Raw genomic sequence first — 15,502 nt, 5'->3', positions numbered from 1 at the left:
CCCGCCATCATTCCCTACCGAGAAGTAACACGGGAGGGGTTCAGCGGGTTCGGCACGCGGTCACCGGCCGGGCGGCTCCTCTTCCGTGCCCGGCAGGTACGCGATGCACTCCACGTCGATCTGGTCCGCGAAGGCCATCAGTACGCCGGCCAGGCCGAGGGTGGTCCTCGGATCGAGCGGGGCCCCGCCCTGGTACACGGTGTACAGCCACTCCCCCGCGAGGTTCCGCAGCAGCCCGGTGACCTCCTCGGCGGGGATCAGCACCCGGCCGTCCGGTACGGAGACCAGGGGGATGGACGCGTGCACGGCGGCGCCTCCCTCGCTCCCGCGCCGGGTGGCGCGCCTCAGCTGCCGGGTTCGGCGGCCGCGATGGCGGCCAGGGCGGAGCCGGGATCGCTCTCGACCGCGAGGTCGCCCAGGGTGACGACGCCCACCAGTTCCCCGTCCTCCGTCTGCACGGGCAGCCGGCGCAGCGCGTTCCGGCGCATGAGGGCGACCGCCTGGTGGACGTCGTCGCCCGGCCGGACGGTGAGCGGCTCGGTGGTGCAGATGTCGCGCACGGTCGTCTCGGCCGGGTCCCGGTTCTCGGCCATGCCCCGGATGACGAGGTCCCGGTCGGTCACGATGCCGTGGAGCCGGCCCTCGTCGACGACGAGGACGTCCCCGATGCCGGCGTCCCGCATCACCCGTGCGGCCTCCGCCAGGGAGGTCAGCTTCCCGACGGTCACCGGGTTCGAGGTCATCACCTCGTGGACGCTTCGGGTCATGGGTCCTCCCGCTGCTGGAAGCGGCTCCTGCCGGGCGCCTACCCACCCCGGCGGGCGCTACGCACGCCCCCGCGCCCGATCACCCGCCGGCCTCGCGGCGACCACCTCGACGGCGCCGATGCGCGGGACCGGGACCCGCCGCGGGTCGTCGCCGAGAACGGCCAGGTCGGCGCGTTTGCCCGGGGTGAGGGTGCCCGCGACGTGCTCCCAGTGGCAGGCGCGGGCCGCGGCGACGGTGGAGGCGTACAAGGCCTCCCCGACGGTGACGGCCTCGTCCGGGCCGGTCCGCCTGCCGGACTCCGAGGCGCGTCGCCGAAGCCTGTGCGCAGGCCGAGGCCGAGGGCCCGGGGGATCCCGTCGGCCTCGTGCGCGGCGGCCGGGCGGAGCCGGTCGGCGGAGACCATAAGCTGGGCGCGCATCGGCAACAGGCCCTGTTCCCAGGTGAGTTGCCAGGTGCCGAGCTCCACCGGGCTGTGGCCGAAGGAAGGCCACGGCCTCGTCAAGGCCGACGATCCGGCCGCGCCGGACGCCCGGTTCGCGGGCGTCCGGGCGGTCCGGGTCCATGGCCAGGAAGCGGGCGCTGGTGAAACTGGTGGAGAGCGAGACTCCCCCGGGTCAGGCGTCCGCGGACTCGGCGAGGGAGCGGGGGCGCAGATCGGTCCAGTGGGTGTCGACGAAGTCCAGGCAGGCGTCCCGGGTGTCCTCGCCGAAGACGGGCGTCCATCCGCCGGGCACTGCTGCGAAGGAGGGCCAGAGCGAGTGCTGGCCCTCGTCGTTCACCAGGACGAGGAAGCTGCCTTCGGCGTCGTCGAACGGATTGGTGCTCACGGTCGGTGCCTCCCCGGAACGTTCTGATTAGGTTAGGCTCACCTGATTGCGATGAGCTTAGACGTTCCCCTTGCCGCTCACAAGGAGACCTCGATGCGCCCCACGGATGCGGTGGACGGCCCCTCGGAGGGCGCCCGGAGCCCCTTCGCCTCGTACGGACTTACCGGCGTTCCCGGCGGCGCGGAGTTCTGGTCCGCCGTGGACACGGCGGGCCCGCCCACGTCGGTGCCGGCCGACGGCGGCGGCTGGACGACCCTGTTCCTGTGGCGCGGCTCCCCGGCCGACGTGGTCTTCGAAAGCTGGTCGCAACCCGTGCCGCTGCGCCGGTGGGCCGGCACGGACTGCTGGTACGCCGAGGTGTGGATGCCCGAACGGCTGCGCGTGACCTACTGGTTCCTCGCGGACGGCTCCGCGTACGCCGACCCCTCCAACCCGGTCGGCGCGGGCGGCGACCGGTCCATCGCCGCGACCCCGGACGCCCCGGCCCAGCCGCACTGGCCCGACCTCGGGCCGGACGCCGTGCTGCCGCTGCCCCCCGCCAGGATCCGCTGGGTCCCCGGGGGGACCGGCGGGCGGCGCACCGTACGCCTCCATCCGGCGGGCGGCGGCGGCCCGTTGGTGCTGCTGCTCGACGGGGACGACTGGCTGTACCTGCACCCGGCGACGGCCGCCTTCGACTCGGCCGTGGCCGCCGGCGCGGCGCCCCCCGTCACGCTCGCCTTCCTCCCGGTCAGGGACCGGGAGGCCGAGTTCGCGTGCAGTCCGCGCCTGTGGGAGGCGGTCCGGGACGAACTGCTGCCGCTGGTGGCGGAATCCGGGGTGCCGGCGGACCCGGACCGGCTGGTGGTCGCGGGGCAGAGCCTCGGCGGGCTCAGCGCCGTGTACGCGGCGCTGGAGTTCCCCGAGCTGGTGTCGCGCGTGGCCTGCCAGTCGGGGTCGTTCTGGTGGACGCCCGGCGCGACGGGCTCGGCGGACCCGCTGGGCGGGCCGGTCGGCGGTGCCGTCGCCGCGCGGCTGCGCGAGCGCCCCGACCTGTCCGGGCTGCGGGTCGCCTTCGACGTCGGGGAGCACGAGACGCGGATGCTGCCGCACTGCGCGCTGACCGAGACGCTGGCCGCGCGGGCCGGCGCGGCCGTACGCGTCTCGCGTTCGGCCTCGGCGCACGACCGGGCGGGGTGGCGCCACGCCCTCCTCCGCGACGTCGTCTGGGCGCTCGGCTGATCCCGGGAGGCGGGGTCAACGGGCCACGGCCCGGCAGTAGTCGGCGTCGCCGGCCAGCAGGTTGCGGTGGGTGTCCTCGGCGGTGATGACGCCACCGTCCAGGACGAGGACCCGGTCGGCGGCGTCCAGGAGCGGGGGGCTGCTGGTGATCACGACCGTGGTGCGGCCCCGGCGCAGCTCCGCGACGCCCCGCGCGATGAGCTGTTCGGTGACCGCGTCGACGGCCGTCGTCGGGTCGTGCAGGACCAGGATCTCGCTGTCGGCGGCCAGCGCCCGGGCCAGGGAGAGGCGTTGGCGCTGCCCGCCGGAGAGGTTCGCGCCGCGGTCGCGGACGGGGTGGTCGAGCCCCTCCCGGTGCAGGGCGACGACATCGGCCAGCATCGACGCCCCGACGGCCTCGGGGACCGTGCCGCTGGTGCCCGAGGGGTCGATGTTCGTACGGAGGGTGCCCGCGAAGATCTCCCCGTCGTACGGGTTCACCAGCAGGTGCTCGCGTACCGCCTCCACGGACAGGCCGGCGACGTCCCGGCCGCCGAGCCGGACCGCTCCCCCGTACGCGCCGGGCGGCACCCGCAGGGCCAGTACCGAGGCGAGGTCGGCCGCGGCGCGCGGCTGGTAGGCGGCGATCGCCACGAACTCGCCTGCCGGAACCCGGAACCGCAGCCCGCGCAGGGAGCCGTGGCGGACACCGTCGACCTCCAGGTCCGCGCCCGGGGCCGGGCGCCCGGTCCCCGGCGCGGCCACCGGGGGGGCGGCCGCCAGCAGGGCCATGCGCTCGGCGGAGGCCCGCGCCGTCATCACGTACTTCGGCATGTCCGAGAACAGCTTGAGCGGTTCCATGATGAACTGCGCCAGGCCCACGGCCATGACGAGCTCGCCGATGGTGATCCTGCCCTCGAAGGCCAGCCATCCGGCGGTGAGGGTCACCGCGGCGGCGAGGACCGCGTTCAGGGCCAGCGCGGTGCCCGCGTACGCGCCGTTGACCCGGGCGACGGTGACCGCCTGCCGCTTCGCCTCGGTGCTGACCTTCCGGTACGAGCGGAACGCCGCGTGGTTGCCGCCGAACCCGTGCAGCGGGCGCAGGCCGGTGATCAGGTCGGCGACCTTCGCGCCCGCCCGCGCCACCCGGGCCTGCTGTTCGCGGGTACTGGAGCCGATCCGCTTGGACAGCACGCTCAGCACCGACAGGATCGCCACGGTGCCGGCGATCACCAGCAGGCCGAGCCGGAGGTCGGCCAGGCCCAGGGCGGCGGCCGCGACCAGGACCGCCACGAGCGAGCTGATCAGCAGGGGCACCACCTCGATGATGTCGGCGGTCTGGTCGGCGTCCTCGGTGGCGAGGGTCAGCACCTCGCCGGACTTCAGGCCGGTGTCCCTGGCCACCGGCTGGAGTCCGCAGTCCGCGACGCGGACCCGCCAGCGGTGCGCCTCGGTGGTGTTGGCCTTCTGCAGGACGCGCATGCCGAACCGCCACGACAGCGACACGGTCGTGATGATCACGGCCAGTGCGGCGATCGACAGGACGAGCGCGCCCGGGCTCCGCTCCCGCAGCGCGAGCTCGACGATCAGGCCGAGCGCGATGGGGAAGGCGGTCTCGCCCGCCTGGTAGAGGCCCATGAGGAGGGTGCCCCGGGCCATCGCGCCGCGGTTGCGGCGCAGCGCGGTGCGCAGGATGTCGGAGCCCGTGCGCGGCTCCCGCGTGTCAGGAGCGTTCATCGAGGTGGCGGGCAATCGCTTCCGGGGTGCGCAGGGTGAACAGGTCTCGGATGGTGATGACGGGACCGTACTCGCGGCGGAGCAGCCCGATCAGCCGCACCGCCAGCATGGAGTGCCCTCCGAGGGACACGAAGTCGCCCACCGCGCTCACCTCGTCGTCGTCCAGGTCCAGGGCCTCCGCGAAGTATTCGCAGACCACGGTCTCGGTCCCGGGGCGCGGGGCCCGTTCCCCCGCCGTGGTGAGGGCGCCGAGCGGCCTGGCCTCCGGCAGCGCCTTGGTGTCGGCCTTCCCGTTGACGGTCAGCGGTATGCCCCCGACCCGCGCGTAGTGGGTCGGGCGCAGGAAGTCCGGCAGCGCGGCGCACACCTCGGCGGCGACCGCCGCCAGGTCGGCGCCGTCCTCCAGGACGAGGTACGCGGCCAGCCGGCGGGATCCGCCGGCCTGCGGATCGGGCTGGGCGACGGCGGCCGCGAACCGGACCGCCGGGTGGGCGGTGAACGCGGCCTCGACCTCGCCCGGTTCGACCCGGTGGCCCCGGATCTTGACCTGCTCGTCGGTGCGGCCGAGGTAGGCGAGGTTCCCGTCGGGCCGCCGCAGCACCAGGTCGCCGGTGCGGTACATCCGCTCGCCCGGCGCCCCGAACGGGCAGGCCACGAACCGGTGCGCGGTCTGGCCGGGCCGGCCGAGGTAGCCGCGGGCGATACCGGTGCCCGACACGTACAGCTCGCCGGGCACTCCGTCCGGCAGCGGCCGCAGCCAGGGGTCGAGCACGTAGACGTCGGTGTTGTCGATGGCCACGCCCACCACCGGGTCCTGGCATTCGAAGGTGCCGACGCCCAGGGTGTTGATGGTGTACTCGGTGGGCCCGTACAGGTTGTAGCCGGCGGTCCCGCCGGTGTCTGCGAGCCGCTGCCACAGGGCCGGTGTGACGGCCTCGCCGCCCAGCAGCACCAGCGCGGGGCGGCGCTCCGGGTCGTCGAGGAGGCCCTCGGCCACCAGCTGCTGGGCGTAGGTCGGGGTGACGTTGACGACGTCGATGCCGTGTTCGAGGCAGTACGCGGTCAGCCGGGGGGCGTCGCGGCGCAGTTCCTCGTCGCAGACGTGCACTTCGTGTCCGTCGGCGAGCCACAGGAGCTCCTCCCACGACATGTCGAAGGCGAAGGACACGGTGTGGGCGATGCGGAAGGTGCGGTGCCCGTGTTCGGCGAGCACGGGCTCGAAGATCCGGCGCTGGTGGTTGGCCAGCATGTTGGTGAGCCCGGCGTACTCGGTGACGACTCCCTTGGGCCGCCCGGTCGATCCGGAGGTGTAGATCGTGTACGCGGGGTGCCGCAGCCGGTACGGGTCCCCGGGGGCGAACGTCACGAGCGGTTCGGCCTCCGGGAGCGGCCGGTCCAGCTCGATCAGTTCGCCGCCCAGCCGGGGGGCGACGGCGCTGACGGTGAGGATCGCGTCGGGGCGGGCGTCCGCGACGATGGCGGCGATCCGCTCGTCGGGGTGGTCCAGCTCCAGCGGTACGTACGCGGCCCCGGTGCGCAGCACCGCGAACAGCGCCACGATCGAGTCGAGGGAGCGCGGGACGGCGATGCCCACGGTCTTCTCGGGGCCGATGCCGCGCCGGGCGAGGACTCCGGCGACCTCGCGGCTGCGGTCGCGGAGCCGGCCGAAGGTCATGTCGCGGCCGTGGGCGACGAGCGCGATCCGCTCCGGGTCCCGGTCCGCCGCGCGGTCGAAGCGGTCGACGACGGTGTCCGTGCCGATGTCCGTGCGTACGCCCGCCACGGGCTCGGGGCCCAGTCCCGGCAGCGAGCCGAGGGGTCCGGTCGCGCGGGCCAGGTCGTCGAGGACGCGCAGGTAGTCGTCGAGGAGGCGGCGGGCGGCCGGTGTGTCGTGGTCGCGGTACTCCAGCTTGACCGTGAGCCGTTCTCCCGGGGTGACGACCCAGGTGAACGGGTAGTGGGTGGAGTCGTCGGCGCGCACCGCGGTGATGCCGTGCCGGGTGTTCATCGCGGCGAAGGCGTCCATGTCCAGGAAGTTCTGGAGCACGAACAGGTTGTCGAAGAGGGTGTCGTGGCCGCCGGCCCGCTGGATCTCGCCGAGTCCCAGGTGCTCGTGCTCCATCGCGGCGACCCGGGCGGCCTGTACGTCCGACAGGTACTCCCCCGCCGTCGCGCCCGGCCGGGGCCGGGTCCACACGGGCACGGTGTTGAGGAGCACGCCGACGACGCCGGACAGGCCCTCGCCCTCGCGGCCGGACACGGTCACGCCGAACACGGCGTCGGCGCGGCCCGTGCGCGCTCCGAGCAGCAGGCCGAACGCGCCGGTCAGCACCGTGTTCAGGGTGACGCCGTGGGCCCGGGCGGCTTCCCGCAGCCGCTGCGAGCGCTCGGCGGAGAGCGTGTCGACGAGGGTGCGGGGCAGGCCGTCCGCGAGGGCCGGTGCCGCTCCGGCGAGCAGGGTCGGGCCCGGGAGGCCGGCCAGGTGCTCCGCCCAGAACCGTTCCGCCGGGGCGGGGTCCTTCGCGGCGAGCGCCCGGGCGTACTCCTCGAAGCCCGGCGCGGCGGGAGCGGGTGGTGTGAGGGTCCCGGCGAGGGCGGCCTCGTAGGCGTCGAACAGGTCGCGCAGCACGGTCTCGCGGGACCAGCCGTCCCACAGCAGCAGGTGGTAGCTGAGCAGCAGGCCGTCGCGCCCGCCGGGCAGGCGCACCACGGTCAGCCGGAGCAGCGGCGGCTCGCCCGGGTCGAATCCCGTGTCGCGGTCCCGGGCGAGCAGGGCCTCGACCTCCGTGTCCGTCGTGAGGGCGAGCGTGCGGACGGGGGCGCGCCGGCCCGCCGCGAGGAGCTGGACCGGGTTGCCGTCGTCGTCGGTGCCGAAGCCGGCGCCGACGACCGGGTGGCGTGCCATCACCCAGGCCATGGCGTCGGCCAGGGCCCCGGTGTCCAGGGGGCGGTCGAAGGTGAACCAGCTCTGTGCGACGTAGTGTCCGGCCGGGCCGCCCAGCTGGGCCTGGAAGAACAGGCCGCGCTGGAGGGGGGTGACGGGCGCCGTGCGCCCGTCCGCGCCGGCGGCCTCCACGAGGAGTTCCAGGGCGTCGAGCCAGTGCCCGGTGATCTCGTCGGGGACGCCGTCGGCGAGGGTGAACTCGGCGTGCAGGCCGCCGGTGGCCGCGTCGGTCCAGGCGTTGACCTCCACGGCGTACGGGCTGCCCTGTTCGCCGCCGGTGATGCGCGGTGCCTGCGACTCGCAGCCCCGGCCGAGGTAGTTGAGCAGGACCTGCGGGGTGCCGGCGGCGGCCAGCAGCGGGGCCGTCTGCGGGTCGAGGTGGCGCAGCCGTCCGTAGGCGAGGTGTGCCGCCTCGTCGGGCCGGCGTTCGGCGGCCTCGCGGGCCGCGGCGAGGGGGTCGGTGCGGGCGGTGAGCCGGACGGGGGCGATGGAGGTGAACCAGCCGATGGTGCGGGTGTAGTCGTGGTGGGGCAGCACCGGGTGCCGGCCGTGCCGCTCCAGGTCGACCGCGAGGTCGGTGGGGGCGGGCTGGACGCGGGTCAGCGCGGTGCGCAGGGCGCCGCACAGCAGTTCGGTGAGGTCGGTGCCGAGGGCGGCGGGGGCGGTGCGGGTGAGGAAGCCGGCGGCGGCGGGCGGGAGCACGGCCGTGGTCACCCGCGTCCGGCCGGGCGGTCCGGCGGGCAGCAGCGGCGGGGCCTGGAGGGTGTGGATCCAGTGCCCGGGACCGGGGGTGCCGGGGTCGCCCGTGCCGGGGGCGGCTCCGTGGGCCAGGGCCCGCGCGTACTCGGCGTAGGAGGTGGTCGGCGGGGCGGGCGGGGTGCCGCGCAGGGCGGCGGCCAGGTCGTCCAGCAGGATGAGCCAGGACACGGCGTCGACGGCGAGGTGGTGCGCGGTGACCACCAGGGTCCGGCCGGGCTCCAGCCAGGTGAAGGCGACGACGTTCCCGGCGGCGGGGTCGAGGCGTCCGGCGGCCTCGTTCGCGGCGGTCGCCGCGTCGGCCGTGTCCGTCCGTACGACCTCCACGGCGCGGGCGGGTCCGGTGCTCAGCGCCCACACCCCGTGTCCGGTGCTCAGCCGCAGCCGCAGCACCGGGTGCGCGGCGACCACTGCGTTCGCGGCGCGCTCGGCGTCGGCGAAGCCGGTGCCCTCGGGTGCGGCGAGGGTCCTGGCCTGGGCGAACCGGGCGAGGGAGCCGCCCAGTTCCCGTTGGCGCAGGATGATCGGCGTGGGGACGAGGGGGCCTGCGTCCTGCACGGCGGCGGGCGCGGGTTCGGGTGCGGCCGGGGTTCGCGGGGTGCCGGCCGCCAGGTGTTCGGCGAGCGCCCGCGGGGTCCGGAGCAGGAACACGTCCCGGGGCGTGACCGGGTGGCCCAGCGCCCTGGCCCGGTTGACGACGGTGATGGCGAGGATGCTGTCGCCGCCGGCCCGGAAGAAGTCGCTGTCGGCGTCGACGGCGGTGCCGGGCAGGGTGTCGCCGAAGACGGCGACCAGGTCGGCCAGGGCGGGGCCGGCCGGGGCCGCGGGGAGGTCCGGCTGCCGTGCGGCCCGTTCGGTCAGGGCAGCGCGGTCCAGTTTGCCGTTGACCGTCAGCGGCAGGGCGTGGGCCGTCAGGACCCGGGCGGGCACCATGTGGGCGGGCAGCCGCGCCGAGAGCGCGGCGGTGAGGGCGTCGGGGCCGCCCGGGAGCGGGCCGACGACGTGGGCGACGAGGTGGTCGCCGGCCGCGGTGACGGCCGCGTCGGTCACCCCGTCGAGTTCCCTGATCTCGGACTCGACCTCGCCGAGTTCGATGCGGAAGCCCTTGAGCTGGACCTGGTCGTCGGCGCGGCCGGCGAACTCCAGCCCGCCGTCGAGGGTGCGGCGGGCGAGGTCGCCCGTGTGGTACATGCGGGAGCCGTCGCCGGCGAACGGGTCGGCCACGAAGCGGCCCGCCGTGAGCCCCGGGCGGCCCAGGTAGCCGAGCGCGACCTGATCGCCGGCCACGTACACGGCGCCCACCCGGCCGGGCGGCACCGGCCGGAGCCGGTCGTCGAGCAGGTGGGCGACCAGGCCGGGGAGCGGGGTCCCGATCGGGCTCGCGCCGTCGCCGCCGGCGGGCCGGCCGAAGTCCGCGTCGGTCAGGCGCCGGTGGGTGACGTGGACGGTGGTCTCGGTGATCCCGTACATGTTGACCAGTTCGGGCGAGTCCGTGCCGTGCCGCTCGGCCCAGCCGCGCAGCGGTCCGAGGTCCAGCGGCTCCCCTCCGAAGACGATCCGGCGCAGTGCGGTGGCCGGGGAGCCGGCCCGCCGGTCGGCCTCGGTGAACTGGCGGAAGGCCGAGGGGGTCTGGTTGAGGACGGTCACCCCCCGCTCGCGGACCAGCCGGTGGAAGTCGGCCGGGGAGCGGGTCAGGCCGTAGTCCGGTACGAGCAGTTCACCGCCGTGGGCGAGCGCGCCCCACAGTTCCCAGACCGCGAAGTCGAAGGCGTACGAGTGGAACTGCACCCAGACGTCGTCCGGTGAGGGGTCCATGTCGTGCCAGGTGTTCGCCAGCAGGGCCACCACGCTGGAGTGGGTGACGACGACCCCCTTGGGCCTGCCGGTGGAGCCGGAGGTGTAGATCACGTACGCGGGATCGTGCGGGCCCGCCCCCGCGGGTTCGCCGGCGGCGGTCTCCGCCGCCGGCTCCTCCCCCTGCACCAGCAGCCGGGCCGGCACGCCCGCCCGGGCCAGCAGCCGGGTGAAGCGCTCCCGCTGCCCGGGCTCGACCAGCACGGCCCGCGGGGCGGAGTCGGCGAGGACGAACTCCAGGCGTTCGTCGGGGTGGGCGAGGTCCAGCGGTACGTACGCGCCGCCCGCGCCGACGACGGCGAGCAGGGCGACGACCTGCTCCACGGAGCGCGGTACGGCGACGGCGACCCGTACGCCCGGTCCGACGCCGGCGGCGCGCAGTACGGCGGCCAGTTCCCGCTTCGCGTCCGCCAGTTCGCCGTAGGTCAGGGAGCGGGTGGCGCCGTCCAGGGCGCAGTGGGTGACGGCGGTCGCCGCCGGGTCCCGGCGGGCGGCGGCGTCGAAGAGCGCGCCGAGGGTCGTGCGGGCGGTCGCGGCGGGGAGCCGGGTCCCGTCGGCGGTGCCCAGGCCGGCGACGAGGGCACCGGGGCGGGTGAGCAGGGTGGTGAGGGTGCGGTTGAAGGTGTCCAGGAGCGTGCGGGCGCCGTCCTCCGGCAGCAGTGCGCGGTCGTGGATCAGGTTGAAGCGCGGGCGGCCTTCGGCGGAGCGCTCCACCACCAGGGTGAGGGGGTAGTGCGGGGCGCCCTCGTTCACGACGGCGGTGACGGCGAGGGTGTCGCCGGGGCCGCCGAGGGCGGCCGGATCGGCGGCGACGTCGAAGACGACCAGGGTGTCGAAGAGCGGGCCGGCGCCCGCCCGCCGGGTGATGCGCGCCAGGGAGACGTGCTGGTGCGCCAGCACCGCGCTCTGGTGTGCGCGCACGGAGTCCAGGAGTTCGCGGGCCGTGGTGTCGGCGGTCCACCGGGCGCGCACGGGGACGGTGTTGATGAACAGGCCGACCATGTCCTCGATGCCGGGCAGGCCGGCGTCGCGACCGGAGACCGTGGAGCCGAACACCACGTCCGTGCCGTGCAGGAGGCCGCCCAGGGTGAGCGCCCAGGCGCTGTGCACGGCGGCGCTCAGCGGGACGCCGGCCGAGCGGGCGGCCGCCTCGGGGTCTCCGTACGCGTCCGCGGCGGCGTCGGCGAACCGGTCGGAGGGGGTGTGCCCTTCGGCGACCAGTGAGGGGCCGGGCAGGGCGGCGAGCTGTTCGCCCCACACCCGGTCGCTCTCGTCCTGGTCGCGCCCGGCCAGCCAGCGCACGTAGTCGGTGAAGCCGCCGCGCGGGTGCACGCTGCCCGGTGCGTGGTACTCGGCCAGCAGGGCCCGGAGCATCGGCGGCACGGACCAGCCGTCGGCGACGAGGTGGTGCACGGTCTGCACCAGGACGCCGCGTGCGGGGCCCGTGCGGATGAGCGTGTACCGCATCAGCGGGCCGGTGGCCAGGTCGAAGCCGGCCCGGCGGTCCCGCTCGGCGTACGCGCTGATCTCCTCGGCGGTGGCGGCGGGGCGGTCCAGGGTGGTGAACGGGGCGTGGACGCCGCTTTCCAGTACGGAGACCACCCGGCCGTCGGCGAGGTCCGTGAAGCGGGCGGCCAGGTTCGGGAAGAGCGCGAGCAGCCGGGTGGCGGCCGCCGCGAGCCGGCCGGGGTCGACCTCTCCCTCCAGGGTCAGCAGCTGCTGCTCGACGTAGCTGCCCGGGGAGTCGTCGTCGAAGACGGAGTGGAAGTACAGGCCTTCCTGGAGCGGGGTCAGCGGCAGTACGTCCCGCAGGGCGGGCCCGTCGAGGCCGTCCACGTCGTCCTGGGTGAGCGGCACCAGGGGGAAGTCGCCGGGCGAGCGGCCGCCCAGGCCGAGCGGGGCCAGGCCGGCCAGTCCGGTGAGGGCCTCCCGGAACCAGCCGGTGAGGGTTTCGACGTCCTCGTCGGTGAACATCCCCTCGGGCCAGGTGACGGTGGTGGCGAGCTCGTAGCCGCCGGCCGGGTCCGGTTGGGCGACGGCGTTGAACTCCAGGGCGCGCGGCAGCCGCATCCGCGGGTCGCGCCGCTCGCCCAACTGGCTCGTCGTCCCGGCGAGTTCCCAGTCACCGGGGGTTCCGGCGCCGGACCGGCCCAGGTAGTTGAACAGCACCTGGGGGGCGGGGGCGTCGAAGGCCGTGCCGGCGAGGTGGCGCAGGACGCCGTAGGAGAGGCCGTTGCCGGGGACCCGGGCGAGGTCGTCCTTGACCGCCTTGAGCGCGGCGGCCAGGTATTCGGGCGCGGTGGGGTCGGCGGCGGATCCCGGGTCCACGGTCACGGGGAAGAGGGTGGTGAACCAGCCCACGGTGCGCGACAGTTCGGGCTCGAAGCCGGCGGTGTCCGCCAGCAGGCCGCCTTCGCGTCCATGGCCCTCCAGTTCGATGTGCGCGTACGTCTGGTCCTGCCCGAGCCGGCGGCGGAAGCGGGCCAGGGTGACGGCGAGCGCGGTGAGCAGTACGGCACGCGGGCCCGTGTGGAACCGCGCGGGGACCGTGCCGAGCAGGGCGGCCGTGACGCCGGGGCCGACGGTGACGGTCGCCGCCCGCTCCCGTGCGACGGTGTCGGCTGCGGACAGGGCGCGCCGGCCGAGCGGTGCGTCCGGTGCGGGCAGCGGCCGCCGGTAGTGGTCCCGGTCGGCGCCGAAGTCGGCGCGCTCCAGCAGCTGGGTCCAGCGACGGAACGACGTGGCCACCGGGGGGAGTTCGACCGGGCCGCCCGCGGCGGTCTGCCGCCAGGCCGCGGCGAGGTCGTCGCGCAGGATCCGCCAGGACACCCCGTCGATCACCAGGTGGTGGACGACCAGGACCAGTTGGCGTTCCGCGCGGCGCCAGACGGCGCGCAGCATCACCCCGCCCTCGGGGTCCAGTCCGGCGGTGGCGAGCGCCACGCACGCGTCGAGGGGCCGGTCGCTCTCCTCCCACCGGGCGCGGACCGGGTCGGCCCCGGGGACGTCGAAGCTCCAGCGGTCGCCGCGTACCAGGCGGGCGCGCAGCATGTCGTGCCGCCGCAGCACGGCGGTCAGGATCCGGTCGAGGGCTTCGGCGGTGAGCGCCGCGGGGGTGTCGAGCACCACCGACTGGACGAAGCCGTCGATCGCGTCGGTGGTCCCGCCGAGCCACCGCACGATCGGCGATCCGGTCACGGGGCCGGTGGGCGTGTCACCGTCGTCCACGGGGGCCGCGACCGCCCGGCCGGCCACCGCCGCCAGGTCCCCGACGACGCCGTGGGTGAAGATCTGCCGGGCCGTGACGTGCAGTCCGGCGTCCCGCAGGGCGCTCAGCAGGGAGATCGCCAGGAGGCTGTCCCCGCCGAGCCGGAAGAAGTCCTGGTCGACGCCGACCTCGTCGAGCCGGAGCACGGCGGCGACCGCCGCGCAGACCAGGCGTTCGTTCTCGGTGGCGGGTGCGAGCAGCGGGCCGGATCCGGTCTCGGGTTCCGGCAGCGCGTCCCGGTCGATCTTGCCGTTTGCGGTGAGGGGGAACTCCTTCAGCACGACGACGTGCGCGGGGACCATGTACTCCACCATGTGCGCGGCGGCCCAGTCCCTGACCTCGCCGGCCCGCAGGTGTTCGCTTCCGGCGGCCGGGATGACGTACCCGACGAGGTGGGTGGCGCCGGCCGCGTTCTTCCGCGCGACGACGCAGGTGTGTCGGACTTCGGGGTGTTCGGCGAGGCCGGCCTCGACGTCCTCGGTCTCCAGCCGCATGCCCCGGATCTTGACCTGGTTGTCGGCCCGGCCGAGGAAGTCCAGCGAGCCGTCCGGGGCGTAGCGCGCGAGGTCGCCGGTCCGGTAGAGGCGGGAGCCGTCCGCGGCGAAGGGGTTGGCGACGAAGCGGGAGGCGGTGAGGCCGGGGGCGCCCGCGTAGCCGCGGCCGAGGAGGAAGCCGCCCACGTACAGTTCGCCGCCGACGCCGACGGGGACGGGACGCAGTTCCTCGTCGAGGACGTACAGCTGGGTGTTGGGGTTGGCCTTGCCGATGGAGGTGGTGAGGCGTTCGGCGGCGCCCCGGTAGACGACGTGGGAGACGCCGATCGTCGTCTCGGCCGGGCCGTAGCCGTGGTACATGGGTATGCCGAGCCGGGCGCGGAAGCGTTCGTACAGCTCGGGGGTGAGCACCTCGCCGCCGCACCAGACGTGCCGCAGGCTGTCGAGCCGCCCGGAGTCGCCCGCGATCTCCAGGAGCACGTCCAGCATGGAGGACACGAGGTAGGTGAAGGTGACGCGCTGCTCGGCGATGACGCCGAGCAGGTGGTGGGGGTCGCGTTCGCCTCCGGGCCGCAGGACCACCAGGCGGCCGCCGGTGACGAGCGGCAGGAAGATCTCGTTGACGGAGATGTCGAAGGACAGCGGGGCCTTGAACAGTGACGCGTCGTCGGGGCCGAAGCCCAGGACCTCCCGGCTCTGCCAGAGCAGCCGCTCGCTGATCGCCTCGTGCCGGATCATCGCGCCCTTGGGCCGGCCGGTCGATCCCGACGTGAAGATCACGTAGGCGAGGGCGGCGCCGGGGACGGGGGCGGCGGGCCCGTCGGCTGGGTGGGAGGCGAACTGCCAGTCGCCGAGGTCGACGGCCACGGCCTCCGGTTCGGCGGGGTCGTGTTCGCCGGAGTCGTTGAGCTGGAGCACCACGCCGGCGTCCTGGATGACGGCGGCTCTGCGGGCGGCCGGCCACTGCGGGTCGAGGGGCACGAACGCGGCCCCGGCCTGGAGCACGCCGAGCAGGGCGATCACCATGTCGGCGGAGCGGGGCAGGGAGATGCCGACGGCCTGTTCGGCGGTGACGCCGTGCTCGGTCAGGTGGTGGGCCAGCTGGGCGGCCAGTTCCGCGGCCCGGCCGTAGGTCAGCGTCCGGTGCCCGTCCACGACGGCGACGGCGTCCGGCCTCCTCCGGGCCTGCTCGCGGAACAGCTCCACGACGGTCGGGCGGGCCCGCTCTGCGCCGGTGTCGTTCCACGAGGCCAGGACCGCGGCCCGCTCCGCCGCGCCGCCCGGGCCGATGGTGCCGAGGGGGCGGGCCGGGAAGTCGGCCAGGTCGTCCAGGGCCCGCTGCGCGTCGGCCGGTCCGACGCCTTCGGGGACGGCGATGCTCCGGCCGTCCGCGCCGACCTCCCAGCCGGCCGGCGCGGCACCGCCGCGGCCGGCCAGGGCGAGGACGTCGGTGAACGGGGTGCTCGGGGTGAGCGCCGTGCCGTCGGGGCCGCGGCCCGTCGCCCAGTACGACAGCCCGATGGCGCAGGCCGTGGCGATGGTCCTGTCGCCGTGGTCGCCCTGGTCGCCGGCCCGCCGGCGCACACCGGCCAGCCGGGTGGGAGAAAGCCGCACGAGACGAGCGGTCGGTTCGGTCATCAAAGACTCAACGCCC

7 protein-coding genes are annotated in these 15,502 nt (G+C 75.4%); 1 reads left to right on the top strand and 6 read right to left on the bottom strand.

Annotated elements, in window-relative coordinates; all coding sequences use genetic code 11:
* Positions 1–60 precede the first annotated feature (60 nt).
* The 4 genes from ACZ597_RS09590 to ACZ597_RS09575 are packed head-to-tail and all read right to left on the bottom strand — an operon-like array spanning position 61 to position 1,595.
* A complete protein-coding gene (locus ACZ597_RS09590) occupies positions 61–306 on the bottom strand; it encodes a DUF6213 family protein (RefSeq protein WP_471327264.1) in 246 nt (81 codons plus the stop codon).
* 38 nt (positions 307–344) lie between these two features.
* Positions 345–767 carry a CBS domain-containing protein gene (locus ACZ597_RS09585; protein ID WP_471327262.1) on the bottom strand — a complete coding sequence of 141 codons (423 nt, stop codon included), beginning with the start codon at positions 765–767 and terminating at the stop codon, positions 345–347.
* A 57-nt stretch (positions 768–824) separates the two neighbouring features.
* The gene (locus ACZ597_RS09580; RefSeq protein WP_471327260.1) at positions 825–1,331 is read right to left on the bottom strand and encodes an amidohydrolase family protein; all 507 of its coding nucleotides are present in this window, start codon (positions 1,329–1,331) and stop codon (positions 825–827) included.
* Between the two features lie 51 nt (positions 1,332–1,382).
* Complete coding sequence (locus tag ACZ597_RS09575; protein WP_471327257.1) at positions 1,383–1,595, bottom strand: MbtH family protein; 213 nt, start codon at positions 1,593–1,595, stop codon at positions 1,383–1,385.
* A 93-nt stretch (positions 1,596–1,688) separates the two neighbouring features.
* Here ACZ597_RS09575 and ACZ597_RS09570 point away from each other — a divergent pair, with 93 nt between their 5' ends.
* Positions 1,689–2,816 carry an alpha/beta hydrolase-fold protein gene (locus tag ACZ597_RS09570; protein WP_471327254.1) on the top strand — a complete coding sequence of 376 codons (1,128 nt, stop codon included), beginning with the start codon at positions 1,689–1,691 and terminating at the stop codon, positions 2,814–2,816.
* A gap of 15 nt (positions 2,817–2,831) precedes the next feature.
* Here ACZ597_RS09570 and ACZ597_RS09565 read toward each other — a convergent pair whose 3' ends face one another.
* Both ACZ597_RS09565 and ACZ597_RS09560 read right to left on the bottom strand, forming a co-directional pair.
* The gene (locus ACZ597_RS09565; protein WP_471327251.1) at positions 2,832–4,532 is read right to left on the bottom strand and encodes an ABC transporter transmembrane domain-containing protein; all 1,701 of its coding nucleotides are present in this window, start codon (positions 4,530–4,532) and stop codon (positions 2,832–2,834) included.
* The gene (locus tag ACZ597_RS09560) at positions 4,519–15,486 is read right to left on the bottom strand and encodes an amino acid adenylation domain-containing protein (RefSeq protein WP_471327248.1); all 10,968 of its coding nucleotides are present in this window, start codon (positions 15,484–15,486) and stop codon (positions 4,519–4,521) included. Before ACZ597_RS09560 ends, ACZ597_RS09565 begins: the two co-directional genes overlap by 14 nt.
* Positions 15,487–15,502 lie beyond the last annotated feature (16 nt).

The sequence above is a fragment of the Streptomyces sp. NPDC040718 genome, assembly GCF_055593565.1.
Note: the sequence above shows the minus strand (reverse complement) of the source record. Positions and strands in the feature narration are given on the sequence as shown.